17 protein-coding genes are annotated in these 23961 nt (G+C 51.7%); 13 read left to right on the top strand and 4 right to left on the bottom strand.

Translation table 11 applies throughout. The annotated features are described in order from the left end of the window. Nucleotides 1–605: 605 nt before the first annotated feature. Nucleotides 606–1169 (bottom strand): aminoacyl-tRNA hydrolase, encoded by a 564-nt coding sequence (gene pth, locus DUE52_RS21395; RefSeq protein ID WP_114408092.1) that lies wholly within the window; start codon nt 1167–1169, stop codon nt 606–608. Between the two features lie 119 nt (nt 1170–1288). Between pth and pyrR the strand changes: the two genes are divergently transcribed. The 4 genes from pyrR (at nt 1289) to DUE52_RS32150 (ending at nt 8075) form a co-directional block, all read left to right on the top strand. Next, entirely contained in the window at nt 1289–1828 is a 540-nt protein-coding gene (pyrR, locus tag DUE52_RS21390; protein WP_114408100.1) for a bifunctional pyr operon transcriptional regulator/uracil phosphoribosyltransferase PyrR, read from the top strand. Nucleotides 1829–1879: 51 nt separating this feature from the next. Further along, complete coding sequence (locus DUE52_RS21385) at nt 1880–2245, top strand: DUF1304 domain-containing protein (RefSeq protein ID WP_374755913.1); 366 nt, start codon at nt 1880–1882, stop codon at nt 2243–2245. Nucleotides 2246–2826: 581 nt separating this feature from the next. Next, entirely contained in the window at nt 2827–7515 is a 4689-nt protein-coding gene (locus DUE52_RS21380) for a putative Ig domain-containing protein (protein WP_165840985.1), read from the top strand. A 326-nt stretch (nt 7516–7841) separates the two neighbouring features. Continuing rightward, complete coding sequence (locus DUE52_RS32150) at nt 7842–8075, top strand: hypothetical protein (RefSeq protein WP_133299898.1); 234 nt, start codon at nt 7842–7844, stop codon at nt 8073–8075. 133 nt (nt 8076–8208) lie between these two features. Here DUE52_RS32150 and DUE52_RS21375 read toward each other — a convergent pair whose 3' ends face one another. The 3 genes from DUE52_RS21375 to DUE52_RS21365 form a co-directional block, all read right to left on the bottom strand. After that, complete coding sequence (locus DUE52_RS21375) at nt 8209–10167, bottom strand: heparinase II/III family protein (RefSeq protein ID WP_114408089.1); 1959 nt, start codon at nt 10165–10167, stop codon at nt 8209–8211. A 280-nt stretch (nt 10168–10447) separates the two neighbouring features. Further along, on the bottom strand, nt 10448–10804 hold the full coding sequence (locus DUE52_RS21370; RefSeq protein WP_114408088.1) for a LytR/AlgR family response regulator transcription factor: 357 nt from the start codon (nt 10802–10804) through the stop codon (nt 10448–10450). A gap of 124 nt (nt 10805–10928) precedes the next feature. Beyond that, nucleotides 10929–11585, bottom strand: a complete 657-nt coding sequence (locus tag DUE52_RS21365) for a sugar transferase (protein ID WP_114408087.1) — start codon at nt 11583–11585, stop codon at nt 10929–10931. Between the two features lie 846 nt (nt 11586–12431). Between DUE52_RS21365 and DUE52_RS21360 the strand changes: the two genes are divergently transcribed. From DUE52_RS21360 to DUE52_RS21320, 9 genes are all read left to right on the top strand, one after another. After that, nucleotides 12432–14744, top strand: coding sequence for a TonB-dependent receptor (locus DUE52_RS21360; RefSeq protein WP_114408086.1), 2313 nt, complete (start codon nt 12432–12434; stop codon nt 14742–14744). Nucleotides 14745–15002: 258 nt separating this feature from the next. Then, the gene (locus tag DUE52_RS21355; RefSeq protein WP_165840984.1) at nt 15003–15941 is read left to right on the top strand and encodes a DUF4249 domain-containing protein; all 939 of its coding nucleotides are present in this window, start codon (nt 15003–15005) and stop codon (nt 15939–15941) included. Between the two features lie 101 nt (nt 15942–16042). After that, nucleotides 16043–16366, top strand: coding sequence for a hypothetical protein (locus DUE52_RS21350; protein ID WP_114408084.1), 324 nt, complete (start codon nt 16043–16045; stop codon nt 16364–16366). A 142-nt stretch (nt 16367–16508) separates the two neighbouring features. Further along, the gene (locus DUE52_RS21345) at nt 16509–17834 is read left to right on the top strand and encodes a hypothetical protein (RefSeq protein ID WP_114408083.1); all 1326 of its coding nucleotides are present in this window, start codon (nt 16509–16511) and stop codon (nt 17832–17834) included. Continuing rightward, nucleotides 17834–19615 (top strand): ABC transporter ATP-binding protein, encoded by a 1782-nt coding sequence (locus DUE52_RS21340; protein ID WP_114408082.1) that lies wholly within the window; start codon nt 17834–17836, stop codon nt 19613–19615. Before DUE52_RS21345 ends, DUE52_RS21340 begins: the two co-directional genes overlap by 1 nt. A gap of 19 nt (nt 19616–19634) precedes the next feature. Next, on the top strand, nt 19635–20480 hold the full coding sequence (locus DUE52_RS21335; protein WP_114408081.1) for a serine/threonine-protein kinase: 846 nt from the start codon (nt 19635–19637) through the stop codon (nt 20478–20480). 48 nt (nt 20481–20528) lie between these two features. Next, on the top strand, nt 20529–21488 hold the full coding sequence (locus tag DUE52_RS21330) for an MBL fold metallo-hydrolase (RefSeq protein WP_114408080.1): 960 nt from the start codon (nt 20529–20531) through the stop codon (nt 21486–21488). Nucleotides 21489–21503: 15 nt separating this feature from the next. After that, nucleotides 21504–22031, top strand: coding sequence for a hypothetical protein (locus DUE52_RS21325; RefSeq protein ID WP_114408079.1), 528 nt, complete (start codon nt 21504–21506; stop codon nt 22029–22031). 696 nt (nt 22032–22727) lie between these two features. Further along, nucleotides 22728–23957 (top strand): caspase family protein, encoded by a 1230-nt coding sequence (locus DUE52_RS21320; protein ID WP_165840983.1) that lies wholly within the window; start codon nt 22728–22730, stop codon nt 23955–23957. The last annotated feature ends 4 nt before the right edge of the window (nt 23958–23961 follow it).

Raw genomic sequence — 23961 nt, 5'->3', positions numbered from 1 at the left:
TTTCCAGGATGAACTCGGGTAACAGGAACTGAATCAGGGGCAAGAAACTCTCCAAAACAATACAGGTTTGATCAAAAACACAAACCTAAAAAAATCCTACGCCCTCCACAACTTTTGCTCTTGATCCTCCTTCCTTCCTCCTCTCCTCCTTTATAAAAAGATAAAGCCTCCCGATCATTGCGAGAGGCTTTATACTGACTATTCCTAAACCCTTAACCTTTTCTTCTTGAATAACTTAGCTACTTCTTCTTGTCTTTCAAACCGTACTGTCTGGCAGCTTTCTAAACTAACTACACTTAAGACGTAACAATAATTCAGAAGTAACGCAACAAAATCTTTTTATTTCAAATTAACTTAGAAATTCCTGATTTTGTTCAATTGTTCTCCCGTTGAAGAACAATGCAAATATCGCAATAAATTTTAAGAGTACAAATTTTATTTTTTAATAATATAGGTCAGTATGGATGGTATGGTATTGATTTGTAATGCGTTATAAGCCCATTTCTATGCTCTTTAACCGCTAAATTGAAACAATATACTACAAATTGCACAATTTAGCCAAAGGAAATTTTTATTTTAGAAATTGTAAAAATCTTTAAATAATTCTATTTTTGGTTGAAAAAATTCATCGTATGTTGTAGTCCGGAAGTACAAAAACTAAGGACAGCTTCACCAGCCCGGTCAAGGTGGTCTGGCAATTCCGCCAGTTCTTCCGGTGGAAACGTTCCCAAAACAAAGTCTACCTGACGTCCTTTTGAGAAATCGTTGCCAATGCCAAACCGAAGCCGGGCGTATTCCTGTGTTCCCAGCACTTCATCGATGCTGCGCAGTCCGTTATGACCACCCGCCGAACCTTTCGGCTTTAGTCGCAATTTTCCGAACGGCAAATCTTTGTCATCGGTGATAACCAGCAGATTTTCAGTGGGTATACTGAATTGTTTCAGGTATGAACTAACCGCCCGACCACTTAAGTTCATATAGGTCGTGGGTTTGATGAGGTGAATGATTTTTCCTTTATGACGCCATTCGGCGGTGTAGGCCAGGCGGTTGGTGGAAAAACTAAAACCGTGTTGAGCCGCCAGCCGATCCACCACCATGAAACCGGCATTGTGACGGGTCAGCATATATTCCGGGCCGATGTTGCCCAGCCCGGCGATGAGAAATTTCATAGAAAACCGTTTTTAAGGGGTTCATCAATTGAATCCGGTTGCAAAGTTCGCAGAAACCTTTCAACAAAAAACACCTGCGGAAAAACCGAAAACTGAAAACCGACTACTATCTTTCGTTCATGAACCAAAAACGCCTTATCCTCGCCAGTCCGTTGCTGGAGATTGTTATCAGCCGGTTGTGTCAGGAACTGATTGAAAACCACCAGGATTTTGCCGAAACGGTGGTGCTGGGCATGCAGCCGCGCGGCATTTATTTTGCCGAACGGATTGCGCGTGAATTGAGCCGGACGTTAGAGAAAGAAATACCACTGGGCTATCTGGACGCCACTTTTTACCGTGACGATTTTCGCCGGCGCGAGTCGCCCTTGCGTCCCAATACAACGCATGTGCCGTTTCTGATTGAAAATAAGAAGGTCATTCTGGTCGATGATGTGATTTCGACGGGGCGGATGGTGCGGGCCGCGCTCGACGCGATGACGGCTTTCGGGCGGCCCCGCACGATTGAACTGCTGGTGTTGGTCGATCGGCGGTACAACCGCGATTTGCCCATTAAACCCGACTACATCGGCAAGCGCGTCAACACGCTGGAGTCGCAGCGGGTGCTGGTGGAATGGACGGAGCAGGGCGCGGAAACCGACCGGATCTGGCTGATGGAGTAAACTGGGCTACTTCAGTTTAAGCTGAGCTTAGAGACTTTAAACGCGATAATCATGCTGGTTAAAATCCTGATTGGGCTGGTGGCGGTGCTCCATCTCTACATTCTCTGGCTTGAAATGTTTGCCTGGACCACCCGGGGACCGAAAGTATTCAAGAATTTCCCGGCTCATCTGTTTCCCGCAACCAAAGCCCTGGCGGCCAACCAGGGGTTGTACAACGGTTTTCTGGCTGCGGGTTTGATTTGGTCACTGCTGATCGGCGACCCGGTCTGGCACGCCAACGTGGCGCTCTTTTTTCTGTCCTGCGTTGCCGTCGCCGGGCTCTACGGAACCCTGACGGCGGATAAAAAAATCTTCTTTACCCAAGCTCTGCCAGCCTTGATTACGATCGGGTTGTTGCTGGTTCAGTACGACTGGTAACACGGAGTCACGGCCCGTCGGAATGCGGCTCTTCTTCTGATACCCTGCCGAAAACCGCTATGCGACATTGGCAGGAATAATTCAAGCTCCTACTGACAATACCATCCTTGCCGACGAAGCCATTCGTCGGCAAGGATGGTATTGTCAGTCATGATCTTTAGTTTTTAAAGGTAATAAACAGACAGAAAACCGTTTTCTAGGTTTTTGTAAATAAAATTCGACTGCTGTAAAATATTGAATTTCAAGTATTTGTACCAAAGAATAACAAAAAATTCCATTGGCATCTCTTTTGCATTATCCATTTCGCTAGCAAGTTGAATTGTATTTATCAGACAAAAAAATGTTTTTAATGGCTACCTATGTCCATAGTTTGATGGCTATGTTTGGTGGGTGTGAAGTGTAAGAGAAGAAAACGGGGTATTTAGGCAAATGCCCTATTGTTGGATCACCTTAAAAATTGCTCAACGGTACTTATGATTTCAAATCTACCTGTACGCATTCGGCGTTCTCGTTTCCCTGTCCCATTTCCGAAGCATGTTTTTAAAATAGTAGTGCTTCTTGTTGCATCTTTTCAGTTTGCAATGGCTCGCCCGGCGGACACTCCGCCCCCTCATGCCGCGAAAAATGCCCGGTTTGCTCCGCCTGTGATCGATAGCCAGCGCTACATCGGTCTGACGATTTTCAATTTTGAGACGGATGCCCGCATCGACGATGAACGCATCGAACACTCGGCCGCTACGGGCTGCAATGCCGTAGAAATCACCATCAACTGGGACCGGGTTTATCCTACGGTCGAAAGCAGCGCGAGTTGGGATGTGATTGATTCTCACATCCAGACGGCCCAGCGGTTGGGTCTGAAGATTGCGCTGCGGGTTCATGTCGGTCGTGATGCCGTACGGCTTGGGGGGTTCTGGGGGCTTCATGAAACCATGCAGGCCGCCGATAGTTCCCGGAACCTGACCAAGGGAATCATCCAGTTTTCATTTTCCCACAAGCAAACCGTCGACCGGGCCAATGCGTTTGTGCTGGAAGCGGCCAACCGCTACCATTATCTCCAGGAGCAGGGCCAGCTTCTGTTTTTCTCGGTGGTGTCTTCGCCCGCGCTGGAGGCCGAATATTCGCCCGTTTACGATCCCCCGTCGGGCAACAAATACGTGGTTCCCTACGATTACAGTGTGTCGGAACTGGAAGCGTTTCGCCAGTATTTGCAGGCTCGGTTCAGTTTAGCCCAACTCAACCAACGCTGGGGAACCGACTTCAGTGAGTGGAGTCGTGTGCGACCGGTGCCTCACGTTTCTTCGAATCCGTATGCATCTCACACCGGTGTTCGGGGCGAAGACTGGTATGTTTTCCGGCATCGCCAGTTAAAAGGATTTATCGACAAGATCAACAGCACTGTCAAAGGGGTCGATCCGGGCATCGTCGTTGTCAATCAGCACGGCTGCGTCTGGGACCGGCTTTCGGGCTTGCGGGCGTCGTTTGCCTTCAAAAACCTGGGCCAGTCGGTCGATGGTCTGAAGTTCAACGACGGGCCGGATTATAACCACCGGTTTTCGATGGATGTGGTTCGGACGAATCTCCGGCCGGGTGCGTTTATGATTAACGCCGTGGACGGGATGTTCCACACGTCGGTATCGACCGAGAAATATTACGAGCAAATTTCCCAGTGTTTCGAACACGGCGCCAAAATGCTGACACTGGCCAACTTTGGCGGCACGAATGCCCGGCAGAAACTGACGGATCTGATTAAAATGGTTGTCAACAACGGCTTGCTGGACCAGCCAGTCACCCAGGTTCAAACCGTCGGGGCAGCCATTGGCTATAAACTGTCGGATATTTTAAAAAACTACTCGATTGCACAGGAGCGCTGGGGGCAGCGGTATGCACAAAACGGAAACAAACCGGTACGAATTGAACTGGATGAAGATTTACTTCGGAATGAAGCCCCGGTTATCAATAACCTGCCCGTTTTGAGTCAACCCCTGACCGACCAGTCGGCTACCGTGGGTCAACCCTTCAGTTATTCGATTGGTCAGGCTTTTACCGATTCGGATGGTTCGATTGTGAGTGTCGAAGCGAGCGGGTTGCCGGAAGGCATCCAGTGGGTAAGTGCAACGGGTGAATTTACCGGTACACCCACGCGGGTTGAATCGGCCATGGTGACGCTAACGGCCCGTGACAATCTGGGAGCCCTGGTAAGCGGCAGTTTCCGGATGACGGTGACCGATCCCGGCGGAACCAACCAGGCTCCGGTTGCTCCGATTGTTGCGCCCCCCCTGGGCGAAGTCGGGAAAGCCTTTTCGTACGGGCTGCCACCATTTATCGATCCCGAATCGCAACCCCTGATTCACCGCCTTGCGGGTACGGTGCCGGGCTTGACCTACTCCGCAGAAACGAACACACTGAGTGGTACACCAACCACGGTGGGCGTGTTTTCGCTGACCTATACGGCTGCCGATCCCTCCGAAGTGGTCTCTTCGGTTCTGTTGCAGGTTACCATCCGGGAAGCCGCGCCGGTGGTGAAACGGACCGGGAATTTTGAAGGGTATCTCGACAAATACAACTGCGAGGGCGACATCTGGGGCTGGGTCTGGGATCGTAACCTGCCCAATACGCCCATGCCGGTGGAAGTTCTCGACGGTCTGAATGTGATCGGCACCTTTACCGCCAATGTCAACCGCCCGGACCTGGTGGCGGCCAAAAAAGGAAACGGTCTGCATGGCTACCAGTTCCTGATCCCGGCCAGCATCAAGGACGACAAACCGCACGTCATCAGCATGAGGATCGAGAATTCGGATTATTATCTGAAGGGCTCGCCGATCACGCTGAACTGTCCGTCCAGTACGGCCCAGGTAGCGGAACCGGGCAATACGCCACCCACGGCCGTTCCGATTCCCATCCTCTATGCGTCGGTCAATGTTCCTTTTTCGTATACGATTCCGGAATTTACGGACGATGAGAATCAGACGCTTGTTTATGCCATGTCCGGGGGCGTAGTTGGATTGACCTACAACCAGGCAAACCGTACATTGAGTGGCACACCTACCCAGGTCGGTACGTTTACGGCCAGTTTGATTGTATCGGATGGTCAGGGCGGGTATACGCCTTCGCTGGTCACGGTGGTGGTTACAACGGCTCCCCAAAACCGCCCGCCGGTGGTGAGCCAAACCATTCCGGATCAAACGGCTCGTGTGGGAGAGTCTTTTGCCTATACCCTGGCTACCGGTATTTTCACCGATCCCGATAACAACCTGAGTACTATTCAGGTGAGTGGCTTACCCGATGGACTGACCTACAATGCAGGAAGCCGCCTAATCAGCGGGACGCCAACCGCCGAGGGAGTGGCAACGGTGACGGTGAAGGCGACGGATGCATTGAGTGCAACGGCCACTACATCCTTCAGGATTACGGTCAATGCCGCCCCCAAACCGGAGCCTATCCCCAATCTGCCACCGGCCATTGTTCAGGCCCCTGTAGATCAGACGGTTACCGTTGGACAATCGTTCATTTTTCAGATTCCGCTTGAAACGTTTGCCGATTCCGACGGAACCATCGCCAGCCTGGCCGTCAGCGGCTTGCCTGCCAGCCTGAGTTACAACCAGAGTAACCGAACCATCAGCGGGACCCTGACGGAGCCCGAAACCGCAACGATTAGTGTGACGGCCACCGACGATGATGGCGAAACCGCAACGGTTGCATTCAAATTGGTGGTTGTGGCGTCGCCCTCACCGCCGGAAAATCAGGCACCGCAGGTTAGCAGCCTGATTCCGAATCAGACCGCTACTGTCGGGCAGCTTTTCAGCTATACCATCGGAGAAGGGGTCTTTACCGATCCGGACGGCAGCATTTCGAAAGTGGAAATTGTGAATGGCTTGCCCAATGGGCTGACGTATACGCCCGCTACGCGGGAGATCAGCGGAACGCCTACGGCTCCCGCAACAACTACGGTGACAGTGAAGGCCATCGACAACCAGGAAGGCTTTGTAACGACCACCTTCCAGCTAACGGTGGATCCCGCTCCGGTTCCGGAAAATATTCCGCCCGTGGTGGCACAGTCCATTCCGGATCAGACCGGAACGGCCGGTCAGGCGTTTAGCTATACCATCGGAGCCGGCGTCTTTACCGATTCTGATGGCAGCATCTCGAAAGTGGAAATTGTGAGCGGTTTGCCCAACGGACTGACGTATACGCCCGCTACGCGGGTGATCAGCGGAACCCCCACGGCACCCTCCACCACGACGGTGACGGTAATGGCGACGGATAACCGTGAAGGCACTGTGACGACGACTTTCCGGCTGACGGTGAACGAGGCTCCGGCCAATCAATTGCCCGTTCTGGTGCGCGAACTTCCCAACCAAACGGCAACGATCAGCATTGCTTATTCTTATACGCTTGGCAAGTCGCATTTTTCGGATCCGGATGGCAGCATCACGTCGGTTGAGGTGACCAATTTGCCGAAAGGGCTTTCGTATAACGCTACCACCGGTGTCATCAGTGGTGTTCCCACAACGGCTCAAACTGTTACGGTGACCGTAAAGGCCATCGACAACAAGGCCGCTTCTGCGATCGTCACCTACAGCATGACGGTAAAAGAGAACATCGTCATGAAACTCTATAAGGCTGGCAAGGGACCCGAGCCGCAGAACTTCATTCAGGAATTGAACCACGAAACGGTTCTGATGGCGAATACGCTGCCGGCGATGATCAATATCTTTTTCGAAATCGAGACGAAGGTATTGAGTGTGAAATTTGAATTGAGCGGCCCTAAAAACGTCAATTTTTATGAAAATTTCGCACCCTGGGCCATGGTGGGCGATAACGGAGGAATTCCGCCCCTGGTTGGTATTTACATGCTGAAAGTGACGGGTTACAAAAACCCCAATGTTCAGGGCAACCAGCTCGTCACGCGGCTGATTACATTCTATGTGAGGAATGCTTCCGGTAAGCGCGAAAACGCCGAAATTTCGGTGGCGAACCCCATGCCCAACGCCGAAGCAGTCTGGGGCGTTTATCCCAATCCGTTCCGCGATCAGATCACGGTAAACCTGCCGCTGGAATCCCAGGAACAGATCGTACCGCTGGCACCCTATCGTTTTTCAATCGTTTCGCCGACGGGACAGCAACTGCCGGTTTCGGACCAGGACACGCGGATTGAACCGGGCAAAGCCACCCTCAACGTGCAATCGAACGGCTTGCCGGGCGGAATGTATCTGCTCCAGATTCAGCGGGGAGAAGGATTGCTCCGCACGCTGAAAGTACTCAAGGAGTAATTCTCCTGAAACGATCAATTTAATAACCTGGACTAACAGAAAAGCCTGCTTCCCCTGGAGGCAGGCTTTCTATATGAAAAGGACCCGGTTGCGCATGGTATCATGCCCTCCCGGCCGCTTCAAAATGATTTTCTACTTTCGAAGTAGACCGGTACGGTAAAATAGGAAAATATATTTACGTATTTCTGTAGTTGCTTGGTTTGTAACTGTTTTTGGCGTTTTTTAGCCTTTAAGTATACTACCGAATAATAAATTTAATAAGTATTATTACTTAATTTATCGGTGGATTATTACCTTTGAACTGTCTTACCGTAACTGTACTTTTAATGAACACGCTCAAGAACGCATCCTACCTGACGACATCAAACCGGTCACGTAATCAATTGCAGTCCTGTAGTTTTACAAACCTGCCGCAAGCCATCGGGTGTGCCAACCAGTTTTTTATGGAAGGCCTGAACGCCCAGATTGTTGCCCGCGACAATACGTCATTTCTAGTGGTTTCGCCCGAAATTGCCCGCCAAATGTTTACAAAAGGGTTTCGTTTGCTGTATGGAAACTAATACCTTGCGAATAGATTTTTACTAGTGAGAATATCAGGTTATTTGAAAGAAAAAACCAGTCAATTGACTGGTTTTTTTCTTGACTACTCTATCCATGTTACTATCTTTTGCGCTTTACCGGCCCGGATTTCGCTCAGGATTGCACGGTGATTTGATGCTGTAGTTCAACGCGCCGTTCGGCCCCCAGGGTTAGATAGGCCCTGAAAACGCAGGTAGCCTGTTTCTGATACAAGCCCGCCGAATACCACCCCAGCAAGTCCGGCTGCTGCTGGCCATTGACGACCTCGACCTGCAAAACCGGATCGATTTGCAGAACCACCAGCCGCTTCGTTTGGGGGTGCGAAAGGATAAAATGATTGCGGCCTTTGGCCCGGAACCGGATGGCCGGATGAACGTGGAAAAGAACCTCAACCGTATGATTCCCGGTTCGCCGGCTTTCGACCTGATCGTCGATCAGCAGGCGGTTGTTTCGTTTATCGAACGCCATCCGGCGCTGGTGTGAACAACCGATCCGGTCATACCCGTTGTGGGAGGCAATGACTTCGTCCGAATAGTCCCGGATTTCGGCCTTGTGAGTCGTGATGACGTACGGATTCAGCCACCGCAGAGCATCGTCCTGAAACGCCTGATTTTCGGAGTCGATACAAACCGTGTTGTGGGCGCGGGTACTGACAAAATACCGGCGCCAATCCGAATTTGAATGCTGCACATACGTGCCGGAATCGACGAAAAAAGGCTGTCCATCGACGTGCATGACAAACGACAGCGCATCCGCGTGACCGTGGGGTGCCGAGGCCGAAGAACCCAGCGTGGCTGCGTTGAAATGGACGTAAATTTCACCGGTGCCGGCCTCCTGTTTGCGGAGGATATAATGCCCTTCTGCCGGATAAAACTGGCTCCCAAGGGTCGTTTCCCGGGCCGGAACAGCCTCGAATTTCGAAAGGCCCTCGTCGCCAAAAAGCAGGCGGTTTTTTAGATCGAAACCCTGTGATCGTTCTTTCGAAAGTGGATCGCCAAACAGAATTGCCGAGGCCGAGAGCAGCGACCGGAAATTGTCGGCCGGCGTCGGGTTATCCAGATACCACACATACCCGCTGCCCTCATCGCCGTAGGCAGGAACATGGCCCTGTTCGTCGAGCAACTGGGCCATATACGAAAACATGTTCTCCAGTTGATGGGTATAGCGTGCGGAAAACGGATTCCCGGTGCGTAAACCCGTCAGGTAGGGGAGGAGAAACAAATCCGCAATGAAGGAAATAGAACCGGCGGTTCCTTCCCGGTTGATCCCGTTGGCTCCCTGCTGGCGCTGCATCTCCCGCTCCAGACCACCCTGGGCAAACGAATGCCAGGCGGGCGATTCCGGAAACTTCCACAGCGAACTGGCGACAAACAAACCCGCATAGCCGGCAATGAGCTGGTGGCCGGCAGTCGAAGGAAACGGAAGATTGTTGCGGCTATAAAGGCAGTGCTGGTAAATGATCGGGAGCCAGACCGATTCGACAAAACGCTGAAAAACCGGGTCGGTTTTTGCCAGAATGGACGCATCCAGAATATTCCAGCAGATAAACCAGTTGATCAGCCGGATGTTCACTTCCTGATTGCTGTACCAGTTGACGCCGAGCAGGTAGGGGTTTGCCTTGACCCACGACGAAATGAGGGTGGTGAGTCGGCTTAATTCCCGCGGGTCGGCCGTGAGCTGGTAACGCAGCGCCAGCGCCGGCAGAAAAAGGAACCGATTGACCTCCCAGACGTATTCGACATTCCCAAAAGCCGCGTTTTGAATGTTGATTTCTTTCGCGTAAGTGAGCGGAAACCGTTTGTTGGTACTCAGGTCGAGGTGCCAGTCGATCGGGTATCGATAATCGAGCGTCTGTTCAAAAATCTTCTGTTCGTGTAAAAAGGGAAACGCCGGAACATTGTCGGAGGAAATGGCGAATATACGCTCCGGCCAGGTTGCCGGTAAAACGCTTGCTTTCCATCCAACCTGTTGTTTATCAGCTTGTTTCTGGAAATACTGTCGCAGCCGGAAGCCCACTTCTGCGGTCGATAAAGATCGCAGCCGGTAATAAAACCAGTGATACCGATTCAGCATTTTTACGTTACACGTTGAGTACGAATCAGAATATGCCCCTTGCAAACCAACTCTGCGCAAGTGTGGAGGAGCTGGGCGTGCCGAAGCGATGCAGGGGCCTGAAAGCCATCGGCGACTGGCCCGGTGTTGCGGTCTAAATGCCCTCCCGGGCTGTTAGACCGCAACACACCAGGCTTTGCCTGTCTTTCATGTTTAGCGTTGAGTAAATGGCAGTATGGGTGTCGACGACCGCTTACCGGGCATTCTCATTCGTTTCCCGGCAGGCAGCATCAGCCTGTTTTCAGGAAACCAGCAGGTTGAAGAATTTTGCCAGTGTAACAATGGATTTGACTCTCCGACGGCTAACCGAAAGGCGGGTTTCGTCTGATAATTCAACCCAGCTATTGTGCATATCGTGCAAATCCATCTGAATAATATGCTCCGGATTGACCAGATGCGACCGCGAAATACGCCAGAAGGAAGGATGATATTCCTGTTGTTCCTTCAATGTATAACTAGAAACAAAACCGTTCTGTTTGTTAAGGAAAATACGGCTATAGTTGCTCCAGCCTTCAAAAAAGAGGATTTGTTTGGCAGAGATCGTGACAGCTCTCCCTCTGCGGTCTCTAACTTTGATACTGGTACGTGCGGTATTCATGGAAAAGTAACGATGAGTACATAGCTTTCTTAAACGTTAGCAAACACTATGCCAGTATGTTACTATTCTCCCTTTTTGGTCACAATTGTTGTCTGTTAATTGGCGCGTGCTGTGGTCGTTTGATTCAACTTAGGGCTTTCGCACGGCCCGCAATAGCCCACCAGCAGATTTTAAAATCCAGCCAAAGCGAGTGTTGACGAGCATACCAGCGGTCGTAGCGAAAAGCATACGGCAGTTGAATCAGTCCCGGCGTCGCAGCGGTATCCAGGCGGGTTTGAACCAGGCCGGTCAGGCCCGGACGCATCGTCTGGCGTTCGCGATAACCGGGTACCGTCCAGTATTGCGCATCGTATTGAAGCGTGTGGGGGCGGGGACCAACCAAGCTCATGTCGCCGAGCAGCACATTGAAAAAGATCGGTACTTCTTCCAGGCGGCTGCCCCGCAGAAACCGGCCCACGGGCGTAACGTCGGCTTGCTGCTGGTGGGTAGCGTGGTATTTTTTTCGGGGATGGTAAACCGTTGTCCGAAATTTAAGACACCGAAACGGGCGTCCGTTCCGGCCGGTACGGAGTTGGGCAAAAATGACCGGCCCCGGCGAGGTCAGGCTGATGGCCAGCGCAATCAGGGGAACAAGCCAGATGAGCACGAGAGCCGTAAGCAGACCGGCAAAGAAAAGGTCAAATAAACGTTTTCCAAACCGCGCATAAACCCTGGGGGTGCCCTTTCGCCTACCGGCAGCACGGGAAGGAAGGGAATAAACCCTGGATACAAGACTAATCATACACGTTGAGAGTAAAAAGAATCAATATTAAATAAGTACAGTTTATACGTTTGACTAAAATCACCGGTTATCTTCCGGTAATGAGTGCTATATAGTTGTATTTAAACAACATAAATAGTTAATTATTTAAGATTTTTCAGGTGGCTACAGTGCCTCTAAGATCAGAGATAGGACAAAACGGAGACTAAATAGGCTTGTAATGTTTTCTTTTAAAGAAATATCGGGATGAAAACTTCTTACTGCCGACTTTGATATAAATATTTATCAGACAATAATAGCCCTCAAAAATTCCCCGGACAACTAATCACTTTGAAAAGTGATTGAGTGGTCTTTCTTCGTTTTATTATTTTTTCGGATTTTCTAATCGAATTGTAGCCAGCTTGCTTATCTCCCGGAAAAGACGCTGGGAGGACGCGTTCGAAGGACCAGACGGTATGTCTACCGGTGGTTACTTAGCTAATACTTAGTAATTATTTATGCGGTTATTGGTGTTCGTGAATTGTGAAAAAAGGAATTTATTTCTGCTTTAAGTATTGTTTGAAACATTAAAATTTGATTAAAATTAGCGTCTGATAAAATTTTTACTGTTCTTTAACTGTGTATTAATTTATTGTAAATCAATTTGTTAGATATGTATATTTACGCTTGCAATAAGTTAGAAAAATTATTTTAGTTACTTTTTTTTGCTGAATGGTTACTCAATATGTCTGATAATGTATTTACTTTGCATTAAGTAAAAGTACTTAGTATTATTCTCTGTCTGATATTGTGAAAGCATCCTCTACTCTTGCAAAGCTCTTTTTTGCATTAGCGACCATTTCGGCGGCAGCGCAAACCCCGGCAACCATGTCGGGGTTTGTCTGGGAAATGGGCAATCGCAAGCCTCTTTCCGGCGTTCACGTTTATTGGGCCGGTCATCAAACGGGGACTGTTACCGATGCTGCCGGTTTCTATACCTTATCCGTGCCGACCAAAGACAGTCTAACGGTAATTTTTTCATTTGTAGGCTACGAAACGATTACCCGCACCCTCCTCCCAACGACACCTAAGCAGACATTGAATATATACCTGACACCCGGGCAAACCCTGACCGAAGTGTCGGTTAAAAGCCAGTTGGCCCGGCCAAAAGACAGCGACAACGCCCAACTCAGCCGCATTGAAGTTCCGATTGCCCAACTCCATAAAATACCGGCTTTGCTGGGCGAAAAAGACGTATTGAAAGTAATCCAGCTTCTGCCGGGTGTTCAGAAAGGATCGGAAGGAAATGCCGGCGTCTATGTCCGGGGCGGTGGGCCGGATCAGAACCTGATTATGGTCGACGAAGCCGTGGTCTACAATCCCAGTCATTTGCTCGGCTTTTTCTCGGTGTTCAACGGCGACGCCCTGAAGGGGGTCGAACTGACGAAAGGCGGTTTTCCGGCGCGGTACGGCGGTCGGCTGTCGTCGGTCATCGAAATGGGCATGAAAGAAGGCGATAAGAACAGCCTGCACGGTACGGGTAGCGTCGGTCTGATTGCCTCCCGCTTAACGCTCGAAGGCCCGTTGCAGAAAGGCAAAGCGTCGTTTCTGGTGTCGGCGCGGCAGTGTTATTTAGGCTTGCTGACGCAGGCACTCTCGCCGGGGCCGGAATCCGGCCTTCCGACCCGCTCCGGTTTCTACGATTACAACGCCAAAATTTCGTTCGATATGGGCCCGCGCGACCGCGTTTATCTGAGTGGTTACACGGGAGCCGACCAGTTCACCAGCCAGCGGGTTTACAACGACCGCACCCTGGAATCGGGGCTTGGCTGGGGCAACTCAACGGGTACCCTGCGCTGGAGCCACCGGTTTTCCAATCGCGTGTCGGGTCATACGGCGCTGGTTTTCAGTCAATACAAAATGCGGGTTTCCAATGAAGAAACGGCCACGATTGCCAACCAGGCCGGGGCGGTTTTCCGGCTGGAGTATCTGTCGGGCATCCGGGATTTTACGCTGAAACACGACCTCGATGTCTATGCCGGGGCGACGCATCAACTGCGGTTTGGTTTTCAGGCAACGTCTCACCGGTTTACGCCCAGCGCGGTGGTTTCGGCCAAACTGGAAACCGGCACACCGTCGATGCGGGCCGATCAGGCCATCGAGGTGATTGAATCCGGGGCTTACGCCGAAGATTTCTGGCAGCCGACCGACCGCTGGCGCATCAACGCCGGGCTGCGGCTGAGTTATTTCTGGCACAAAGACGCGCAGTATGTCCGGCCGGAACCCCGCCTGTCGGTGGCCTACAAACTGCCGGCCGACTGGACGGTAAAAGGAGCCTATGCGATGATGAACCAGTACGTTCACATGCTGTCGAGTTCGGGTGCGGGTCTGCCCACCGACCTGTGGGTGCCCACCACCGACCGCGTGAAGCCGCAACAGTCTGAGCAACTGGCCATTGGGGTTGTAAAAGACTTTAACGCCGATATCGCGCTCACCGTCGAGGGCTATCACAAAACGATGACCAACAACATCAGCTACAAGGAGGGCGCCAGTTTTCTGCTGACCAACACCACGGCCACGGGCGCACCCGCCCGCTGGGAGGATAACGTAACGGCGGGCAAAGGCTGGTCGTACGGGGGCGAGGTGATGCTCCAGAAAAAAACCGGTCGTTTATCCGGGTGGGTGGGCTACACGCTGTCGTGGACCCAGTGGCAGTTTGCGAACCTGAACGGCGGCCGGAAATTCTTTCCGCGCTACGACCGTCGGCACGACTTCTCGGTGGTTGGCGTATATGAGCTCCGTCAGCGGTGGACGTTATCGGGAACGTGGGTGTACGGAACCGGCCAGGCGCTGACGGTTCCGCTGTCGCGGTATGCCGTGAGTGCCAACAATCCGGATCATTCCAACCCCTCTGCCAGCCCGTTCATCGACACCCGAAACGTGAAAGATTACGGCGAAAAGAACAGTTTCCGGGCCGAAGCCTTCCACCGGATGGATCTCAGCCTGCAATACCATACCAGAAAAAAATCGCGCGAAAGTATTTGGGAACTAAGTGTTTACAATGCCTACAACCGGCGGAATCCCTTTTATTATTCGCTGGAAGGGAAAGTGGAAATCGACAATAAACCGTCGAAGTCGGTGCTGTATCGGTATTCGCTTTTTCCGGTCGTTCCTACGGTCAGTTACACGTTCAAGTTTTAAACCGAGTATTGAATACAATCCCGTACAGCGAATGCAATGGCGCATTTCTGTACGATCATTAAAGTGCAGTGGGTGCAATGGCGCACTCCTGTACGATCATTAAAGTACAGTGGGTGTAATGGAGCACTCCTGTGCGGTTTTTAAAGTACAACCGGTGCAATGGAGCACCGTTGTGCGGGTTCTGAAGTACAAGGAGTGCAATGGAGTACTCCTTGTGCGGTTTTAGTGAATAACTCTCTGTCTTACCCACTTATTACCATGAAACGGATATACGTCGTATCTCTGCTTGTTATGCTATTGGCCACCGGTTGCCAGAATATGCGTCAGGAAATTGAGCCCGAAGGGTTAACGCAAGTCGCTAAAAAGCTGGTTCTGATTGGATTCATTTCTCCGCAGGACACCATTCTGGCCATCAAAGTGAACATCACCCGCCCCGTTGCCGACCCCAATTATACGACCAATTACGGCGTGGTTCGGGATGCCAAAGTAACGCTTACTGCTGGTGGCCGGTCGATTCAACTCACGTATAACGGCAAGAACGATTATTACCAGGCTGATCCGAAGAAATTTCCGATTCGGGCGGGCGAGACGTACCAGCTCAAGGCGCAAACGCCCGACGGGTTGAGTGCATCCGGTGTCTGTACGGTTCCGCAGGCCCTGCGCCTGCAACAGGTCCGGCTCGATTCGTCGGAGGACGCCAGCCGCCAGAAAGAATATTTTGTCCGGTATTATTGGCAGGATGCGCCGTCCGTAACCAACTATTACCAGACTATTGGGGTCTTTGCATATGCGAAGTCGTGCCCCACCTGCAAAGCAGAAGCGGGCACGAAGCCCAAGGCTGAAGCCACGCCGGTTCTTTTTGAATCGCTGGGAACCGTCAACACGCTGTTGTCGGATGGTACCAGAGACGGCAAAATGCTGGAATCGTACCGGGGGCTTCTGAACCAGAGTACCACGACAACCCAGACTCTGTCTGATAAAATGACGTTTGTTAACCTGTATGACAAAGCCACTGTGAAAGCGAGCTTACTCCATGTGGATGAGGCCTATTACAAGTATCACCAGGCCCTGGAACTGCAAAAAAAATCGGATGGCAACCCGTTTGCAGAGCCGGTTTTATTGCCCAATACGATCACGGGTGGCCTGGGTTGCTTCGCCGGTTATAACCAATCGACGGTAACGGCAACCTTTAAATAACAATTTTTCCAGGGATATTAATTTTTGTCAAATTTTATCCCGTACAAATACTCAATTTTAGTTATTATTGTATACTTCTTTGAAAGATGCCCCAATCAACCATGAAAGACTATATCGTTGTCCATTACGACGGCAACAGCACGAATCTTACCTATACTGATACAGAAGAAGACGCCCGCGCTTATCTCGCTGCGTTGATTACTACTAATCAGGTACGTAAAGATGATACTTTGTCCATCGTTCGGGTCTGTGACGACTATCTGGTCTATTTCAAACGTCGGAATAATACACTCAAAACCGTTCTGGGAAAAAAGGCGCAGACCTCCGTAAGCTGGAGCGAATTCTGGCTGGGGCCAACCCAGGAATTACTTACAAAGCTGTATAAAAAATTAGCCAATTTAGGCGTTGCTTCCGGGGGGCGGTAGGCTATCTCCACAACTTTATGCTTCCGGTCGGTACACCGAAACTATAGGTTTTCCTGTACTCAAAATGTAGGTCTTTGCGGATTGAATGGGGGAGCCCCGAACGAGACCTTTGTAATGGTTAATCCATCTAACAAAGGCTCTCATGCACGCTGTTTCTACCCCCGCTCCTCAACCGGTTCGTACCGCCGAATCCGATCCCAAAAATGACGGTTTTTTTGCGGTACTCTACGACATCATCCGGAATCACCCGCTGCTCTTCACGGCGTTTTTCATGATTCCTTTTCTGGCATTGCTGATTTCGCTGGGGTTGAAATGGTATTATGTCTTTCACGATACAATGCATTATTTGTCTGATTTTCAGGTAGATCCCGTAACCGGAAAGTGGACGGACGCCCGGGCGTATTTCAATCCGGGTCTCGACAAATACATTCGTGAACTCGACATTGCCGGTTTGCTCGGCGGGATTGTCGGGATTTTCATCGGTTTGTACGTCACCGTTACGACGGAGAAAGCCAACCGCCTGAAGGAACGGTTGAATCAGCAGGAAATGGAGCACATCAAAACCCAGACCAATCTGCTGGTGCAGGCTACGCAGTCGCTCAACACGCTGATGATCGACGTGAGCGGGAAAGTCAACGAAAAGGTGTTGTTGATGGAAGGCTCCGACGAGGTGCTGAAAGGCATTGGCCGGGTGGTCGAATCGGCACAGTCGCAGGGCAATGACCTGCTCGTTCTGTCCAATACCGCCCGGGTGGAAGGCATTGCGCCGTTTCGCATGGATTACGTCGCCAAACACGCCGACCTGAAACCGCACGAACTCCGGAATGCAACCCAGTTCGACTATGCCCGCAAAGCCGAAGGGCTGCAACGCGACTGCACGGACGTGGAAAACAAGCTGAAAGGAGCCGCCATCTACCTCCAGAATATGGGCAGCGACGCCCACGTCGAGTTTGTGACCCTCAACGACCAGAACGAAGGAGCCAGCCACGCATTTCTGAAATACCTCGGCAAAGTTATCAACGAACACGTTTTAGTCGAAACCTACCGGCCCGGCAGCAATGCCCTGTTGAGCCAAACCGACAGCGTTCCGCATCACAACCGGTTTTTGATTCCGTCGTCGGCAACCGAACCAACGGATCCCAAAGCCCTGCTGGTGAACCAATTGTATACCGAACATACCCAGGCCATTCGGGAAATGCAGGAACTGGGGATCCGGATTACGAAAGCCAACAAGACACTGCCCGTTCAGTTGTTCATCAGCGCGCCCCGCGAAAACAAACCGGGAATTTACCGGGGTCTGTGCGTCTGTATTCTCGGCAGCGGTTCCAGCACGAGCGGCCGGGCCACCAAGCTGACGGCTTTTTTGACCGAAGACCCGCACATCGTGGCCTCGATGACCGAGCTTTTCTACGATTACCAGACCGACGGCAAACTGAACACCCAGGAATTTATCCGCCAGATGATCTGATGAATACGTTCCTGTTGATCCGAAAATTGTGGCCCTTCGTCCGGAGCTACCGGGGAAGTCTGGCCCTGGCGCTCCTGCTGACGACCATCGGTGCCTTGCTCGCCCAGGTGACGCCCCTGGTGATGGAACACACCGTTAATACCGTTCAGAAGTTATTGAAACAACCCATTGACAAACAGGAGGTAAGCTGGGTGGTTGGGACGCTGGTGGTGATTCTGCTGGCCAAGGAAGTGCTGAGTTTGCTGGTGCAACTGGGGCAGAAATTCCTGAGCGACCGCATCCGGTTTCGGATGGCCGCCGACCTCTACGATTACACCATTCAGCGGATTGTTTCTTACCACCTGTCCTTTTTTGCGTTGGGCCAAAACCAGACCGGGAAGCTCGAAAAACGCATCGACAAGGGCATCGAGAGCCTGACGAAAACTGTCAAAAACCTGTTTGTGGATATTGTGCCGATGCTGGCCAATGCCGCTTTTGCGCTGATTCTGATTTACAACAAGAACGTCGGGGTGGGCGTTGTTGCCACCCTCGTGCTGCCGGTTTATGCCTACATCAGCCGGGAACAGACCAACCGCCAGAAGCAGATTCGCCGAAATATTCAGGAAATCCGGGAAAACAAGGCCAATGCGTTGTTTGGGCTGCTCGAATCCATTTTCGTGGTCAAATCCTTCGTACGGGAAGGCTACGAACAGGGCCGCCAGCACGACCTGAACCACCGGCTGGCCGAGAACGAAATCCGCCACCACCGCACCAATTACCTGTTTGACGGTCTGAAAAGCGTTGCCGAGCAAGTGGGAATCGTGCTGGTTTTTGTCGTAACGATCTATTTTGTCCTGAATCGCCAGATGTCGGTTGGTGCCATTTTGCTGCACATCATGCTGTTCAACAACGTGTCGGCGCCGGTTCGGCACCTGCACCGCATCTACGACGAGTATACCGAGGCCCTGGTGTATGCCGAAGGATTTTTCGATATGATCGAGAATAACACCTACGTGCTCCAGCGCGGTTCGCTGAAATCGACCACCTGGAAGGGCCATTTTGCCCTTCAAAACGTGGATTTTGTCTATCCCAACGGCAAACAGGCTTTGCGGAACATCACGCTCGAACTGCAACCCGGCAAGGTGACGGCCCTGGTGGGTTTGTCGGGGGCCGGGAAAAGCTCGGCGCTGAATCTGCTGGCCGGTTTTTATGACCCGACGCGGGGCCGCGTGCTGCTCGATGGCCAGCCGTTATCGGACTACGACAGCGAGTTTGTTCGGGAAAATGTCGGACTGGTGTTGCAGAAAAACCACATTTTTGCCGGCACCGTCGAAGAAAACATCCGCTACGGCAAGCTCGACACCCCGTTTGAGGCTGTGGTCGAAGCCGCCCGCCAGGCCAGTCTGCACGATCAGGTGTTGCAATTGCCGCAGGGCTACCAGACCGAAGCCCGCGCGTTGTCGGGTGGTCAGCAGCAGCGGATTGCGATTGCCCGGCTTTTCCTGAAAAACCCGCCGGTGCTGCTGCTCGACGAACCTACCGCCAGCCTCGATGCCATTACGACCGAACAGATCAAAGATAGTCTCGATGCGATCAAGCAAAACCGGACGGTTTTGATCATTTCGCACAACATCAGCCAGATCATGGACGCCGACCAGATTTATGTGATGCAGGAAGGGGAAATCGTGGGTCAGGGAACCCACGAATCGCTCTACCGCGAAGGCGGTTTGTACCGCGACATCATTGATTCCAACGCTCGATCGATGAACCTGACCCGTTTGGCGGCCACGGTTCTGGGGTAAGAAAAACCGCATTTGAGTCATGAACCAACCGATACGAGGATACACGCTGACCCAGTGGGTGGGGTCGGGCGGGATGGGCGAGGTATACCAGGCCTACCACACCGCGACGCAACGAACGGTGGCCATCAAGCTGTTGAGCCGCATGGAGCAGGCCGAACGGTTTAGGAACGAAGCCGCCGTTCAAGCTTCCCTGCGGCATCCGCACATTGCGCTGGTGTACGAATTTTTTGTGGAAAACGGCCTTTCCTGCCTGGTGCTGGAATACATCGAAGGGCCAACCATCGAGCAGTACATCCGAAAAAATGGGCCTTTTCCCGAAGAAACCGCCTGGAAATTGCTGGCCCAGATTGCCTCGGCGCTGGAGTATCTGCACAGCCGCGACATCGTTCACCGGGATTTGAAAGCGGGAAATATCAAAATTGCCCGACCCGGAAAAGCCAAATTGCTGGATTTTGGACTGGCGCGGGCGGCTACTTCACCGAAATTGACGCACGAGGGTCACCTGATCGGTACGGCCTCTTCGATGGCCCCCGAGCAGTTTTCGGGCCGGAGCAGTTCCGCGTCCGACTGCTGGGCGCTGGGGGTTTTGCTGTATGAAATGCTGACGGGGCAGCCCCCGTTTGGCGGAAACACGCAAAGCGAAACCGGCCGCCGGATTCAGAAAGGCGATTACCTCGCTCCCCATAAGCTGAATCCCAGGCTGTCGAAGGCCAGTGAGCGGCTCATCGACCGGCTGTTGACGGTGTCGCCCGACCGCCGGATGACCGCCCGGCAGGTGCTGGAGGCCCTGCATCACCCGGCTTTGCTGAACGCTCCCGACTGGATGGGCCCCGTTCGGAAGTGGTGGGATCGGGTGAAGCCTTGAATTGGTGGCAGAAATCGTGTAGTTTTAAACGGCTAACCCGTTTGCTCCATGGCTGTCCGATTTCTATCCGTCTTCTTTTTCTTATTCGTATTCTCCGGAGCCTTCGCGCAAAAACCGTCCGGGCCAACCTTCAAGGTGGTTCCGTTGGGGGTGAAAGGCGGTATCGACGAAAGTAATCTTTCGGCTTATCTGCTGGCACCGCAGGGAACGGATGCGTACATCTGCCTGGATGCCGGAACGCTTCATGCCGGGATTGAGAAAGCGGTTCAGAATCAGGTATTTAAAGTGAGTTCAGAATCCGTTCTGAAAGAATATATCAAAGCCTACCTGATCAGCCACGCCCATCTGGATCATTTGTCGGGCCTGATCATCAACTCGACGGAAGACGCCCGGAAGCCGATTTATGCGATGGCGGCTTGCCTTGACGTCCTTAAAAAGAATTATTTCAACTGGAAAAGCTGGCCCAATCTGGCCAACGAAGGGGATCAGCCGGCGTTGAGCAAATACCGCTACACGGTTCTTTCGCCGGCGAACGAAATTTCCATCGAAGCGACGGGTCTGAGCGTGCGAACCTTTCCGTTGAGCCACGGAAACTCGTACCAGAGCGCGGCTTTTCTGATCCGAAACGGCGCGCATTACCTGCTGTATCTGGGTGATACCGGCCCGGATTTAATTGAGAAATCGACGTATTTGTCCCAACTCTGGCAGGCGGTTTCTCCGCTGGTTCAATCGAAAAAGCTAAAGGGATTATTGATCGAAGTTTCTTATCCGAACGAGCAACCGGATAACCAGTTGTATGGGCATTTAACCCCCAACTGGCTGATGCACGAACTGACGGCGTTGAGCAAATTGACCGGTGCAACAGCCCTGGACGGATTGCCGGTTGTGATTACCCACATCAAACCGGCCGGAACCAACGAGGCCGTGATTAAAAAGCAGCTTCGGGAAAGCAACACGCTGAAACTAAAGCTGATCTTTCCCGAACAGGGAACGCTTCTGGAATTTTAACATTTTTCTTATCCCATGTTTCCATTTTGGTCAACGGTTTTATTCGCCTTGCTGATGGTAACCGGTTTCCTGCTGCTCTTCAAAAGCATTGGCAGATTGATCCGGGTTTATACAGCCGGAACAAAAATTGAAGACTCGGCGCTGGTGCCGGATTTTGAATTTCCGTTAAAAGAGCCCGGCGCGTACGAAATCGCGGTCAAACGCCCTTCGTTAACCGGTATTATTCCGACGGATATTCCGTTTGAAGTGTCCGATTTAATGACGGGAAAAACCGTGGCCGTGCATTCGTTTGTCAACCTGCTCGGGCAGCGGAAAGATGGGTCGGGCAGCCGGATTGTTCCCATTGCTGAATTTAAAATTGAACAGGAAGGTCGTTTTAAGCTGACGAATCCGCAAACTGGTCGGTTTAAAGAGAGAGATTCCCTGATGGTGATGCCCAAAACCGGTAGTCGGGGGTTTCTGATGATTTTTGCGGTTTTATTTTCGGCCATTCTCTTCATTGGCGGGCTGGTGTTTTTTATTCTATCGCTGGTGGAGAAGTAAAAACCATACGCTCCTGCTTTATAGTTTGGCCGCGATCGGTCAGGTAATTTTATGAAATTATGCCAGAAAGGTTTGATTATCAGCGTGTATTGTTTCGCTAATTCCACAGTGATTCTGACAATCCGGACATTATAACAAAACCGGAAAGGGAATAAAAATTCCTGATTAATTTTAATCAAAAACCGTATTTATTTGTGAGAATACCGCGTATTTTTGCTCTTCACTCGTAGTTTCATTCCACACACTTCCAGTCAAAATTCCCGTAACACTTCCATCTCTAACAGACAATGAAAGAAGCGCGCAGGTTGGTTCAGGCGAAAGCTGATGGCCTTCCTGTAGTGATACATGGTGTAGTTTTTAGTCATCTAAACGAGATATAACCCTCAGAATCAGAACGGGAGAAGTGAGCCGGAGAGAGCAGGCACCCATCAAATCTGCGTGTCCATCTACATCCTGCCGACAACAGCGATTATGCCCTGTTTCCCTTAGTAGAAATACCCGAAAGTAGGTATTGTTAGCCTGTGTGGTATGGCTAATTTTACCTTGTTTACCAAAATGCGAATTAGGTAATATAGAAGTATGGCCTGGCCAGAAGCGGCCCTCGGCCGCGGGCGTTTTTTATTTTCACATTTTTTCAAAAAAGGTGATAACCTGAGTCCGGTTACGGACATGGATGGGTACAAAATCATTTTCTATATGCGATCGATCGTCTTGTTTTGCCTTTGTCTTGTCAGCCTGACTACGCTTCAGGCTCAAACTCAACCCACTTTCCATGTCATCATGATCGGGGCTACCGAAGATAAAACCCTGGCCCGGGCCTGTCAACTGGATATTCTTCGCTTCCACGAGCAGTTCAGTAAAATTGCCGAAAGCATTGGCTATGTCTATAAGCCGGGCGTGTTGGTGAAAGAAAATTTCAGCAACGATGCGATCCGGAAATCGATCCAGGGATTGACCTGTGGTGCGGAGGATATTGTCGTTTTTTACTACACCGGGCACGGTTTCAACCTGAGCAAATATGCCGGAAACTTCCCGATTATGGCAATCGATACGACTGGCGACGGAAACTTTCCACTCATGCTCATTCATGAGGAATTGATGAAAAAGAAGGCCCGGTTTTGCCTCACCATTGGCGATTGCTGCAACAAAGTGATCGATGAGAACGTCCCCCAGGACCGGTCAATGGTGAAAGGTACGGCGTGTAATCCGGCTATTTTTCGCCAGTTATTCCTGCAGCAGCGGGGGGGCGTCATTGCCGCCAGCAGCAAACGGGGGCAGGTTTCGGGGGCCGCTCCGGGGGGCAGTTTTTATACCTGGTCGCTCCTGCAATCGATCGATTATGCCTGCCATTACAACGAACGGGTGACCTGGGAGCAATTGCTCGACGATACCCAAACCCGGATGTGGAGCATTCAGGCAGCCCGCCAGGCCAAACAGGAGTCGATCTTCACGGTTGGATTGGCCAGTGACTCCACCGCGACGGCGCCGGACAGCCAGGTGGCAGTGGTTCCGGCCAATCCGACAGCCGCACCATCGTCAGCTTCGGTCGATTCCAACGCGGTTGCTCCCGCCCAGACACCGGTGGTCGCCGTGGCCCCGCAGCCCGCGGCTCCGGCATCGGCTCAACGACCGGATTTTAGCGACGTAAACGGTTTTCTGAACACGCTGGCGGATGAGTCGCTCACCTATGCCGTCCGCACCTCGAAGCAGACGCAGGCCGGGCAGTATTTTGTTCACAACGCCCGGGTAAAAGTATACGTCAACGCGACCCAGGTGGCGCTGATACCGCTGGATCAGTTGATGAGCCGCTATTCGACGCTGGCAAAAAGCATCCGGCAGGTCAACATCGTGGAGCGGCTTTCAAAACTGGATCCATCGGGCCGCTTTTACACCGAAGTTGCCGTGCAGGAAATCTGGAATCAGTAAGTGA

The organism is Larkinella punicea, assembly GCF_003334855.1.
Taxonomy (GTDB): Bacteria; Bacteroidota; Bacteroidia; order Cytophagales; family Spirosomataceae; genus Larkinella; species Larkinella punicea.
This window is presented reverse-complemented; position numbering and strand designations above follow the sequence as displayed.

Excerpts from the sequence above, each read along its gene's own strand:
- pth (WP_114408092.1), bottom strand. The coding sequence starts at position 1,169 with ATGAAATTTCTCATCGCCGGGCTGGGCAACATCGGCCCGGAATATATG.
- pyrR (WP_114408100.1), top strand. The coding sequence starts at position 1,289 with ATGAACCAAAAACGCCTTATCCTCGCCAGTCCGTTGCTGGAGATTGTT.
- DUE52_RS21385 (WP_374755913.1), top strand. The coding sequence starts at position 1,880 with ATGCTGGTTAAAATCCTGATTGGGCTGGTGGCGGTGCTCCATCTCTAC.
- DUE52_RS21380 (WP_165840985.1), top strand. The coding sequence starts at position 2,827 with ATGGCTCGCCCGGCGGACACTCCGCCCCCTCATGCCGCGAAAAATGCC.
- DUE52_RS32150 (WP_133299898.1), top strand. The coding sequence starts at position 7,842 with ATGAACACGCTCAAGAACGCATCCTACCTGACGACATCAAACCGGTCA.
- DUE52_RS21375 (WP_114408089.1), bottom strand. The coding sequence starts at position 10,167 with ATGCTGAATCGGTATCACTGGTTTTATTACCGGCTGCGATCTTTATCG.
- DUE52_RS21370 (WP_114408088.1), bottom strand. The coding sequence starts at position 10,804 with ATGAATACCGCACGTACCAGTATCAAAGTTAGAGACCGCAGAGGGAGA.
- DUE52_RS21365 (WP_114408087.1), bottom strand. The coding sequence starts at position 11,585 with ATGATTAGTCTTGTATCCAGGGTTTATTCCCTTCCTTCCCGTGCTGCC.
- DUE52_RS21360 (WP_114408086.1), top strand. The coding sequence starts at position 12,432 with ATGTCGGGGTTTGTCTGGGAAATGGGCAATCGCAAGCCTCTTTCCGGC.
- DUE52_RS21355 (WP_165840984.1), top strand. The coding sequence starts at position 15,003 with ATGAAACGGATATACGTCGTATCTCTGCTTGTTATGCTATTGGCCACC.
- DUE52_RS21350 (WP_114408084.1), top strand. The coding sequence starts at position 16,043 with ATGAAAGACTATATCGTTGTCCATTACGACGGCAACAGCACGAATCTT.
- DUE52_RS21345 (WP_114408083.1), top strand. The coding sequence starts at position 16,509 with ATGCACGCTGTTTCTACCCCCGCTCCTCAACCGGTTCGTACCGCCGAA.
- DUE52_RS21340 (WP_114408082.1), top strand. The coding sequence starts at position 17,834 with ATGAATACGTTCCTGTTGATCCGAAAATTGTGGCCCTTCGTCCGGAGC.
- DUE52_RS21335 (WP_114408081.1), top strand. The coding sequence starts at position 19,635 with ATGAACCAACCGATACGAGGATACACGCTGACCCAGTGGGTGGGGTCG.
- DUE52_RS21330 (WP_114408080.1), top strand. The coding sequence starts at position 20,529 with ATGGCTGTCCGATTTCTATCCGTCTTCTTTTTCTTATTCGTATTCTCC.
- DUE52_RS21325 (WP_114408079.1), top strand. The coding sequence starts at position 21,504 with ATGTTTCCATTTTGGTCAACGGTTTTATTCGCCTTGCTGATGGTAACC.
- DUE52_RS21320 (WP_165840983.1), top strand. The coding sequence starts at position 22,728 with ATGCGATCGATCGTCTTGTTTTGCCTTTGTCTTGTCAGCCTGACTACG.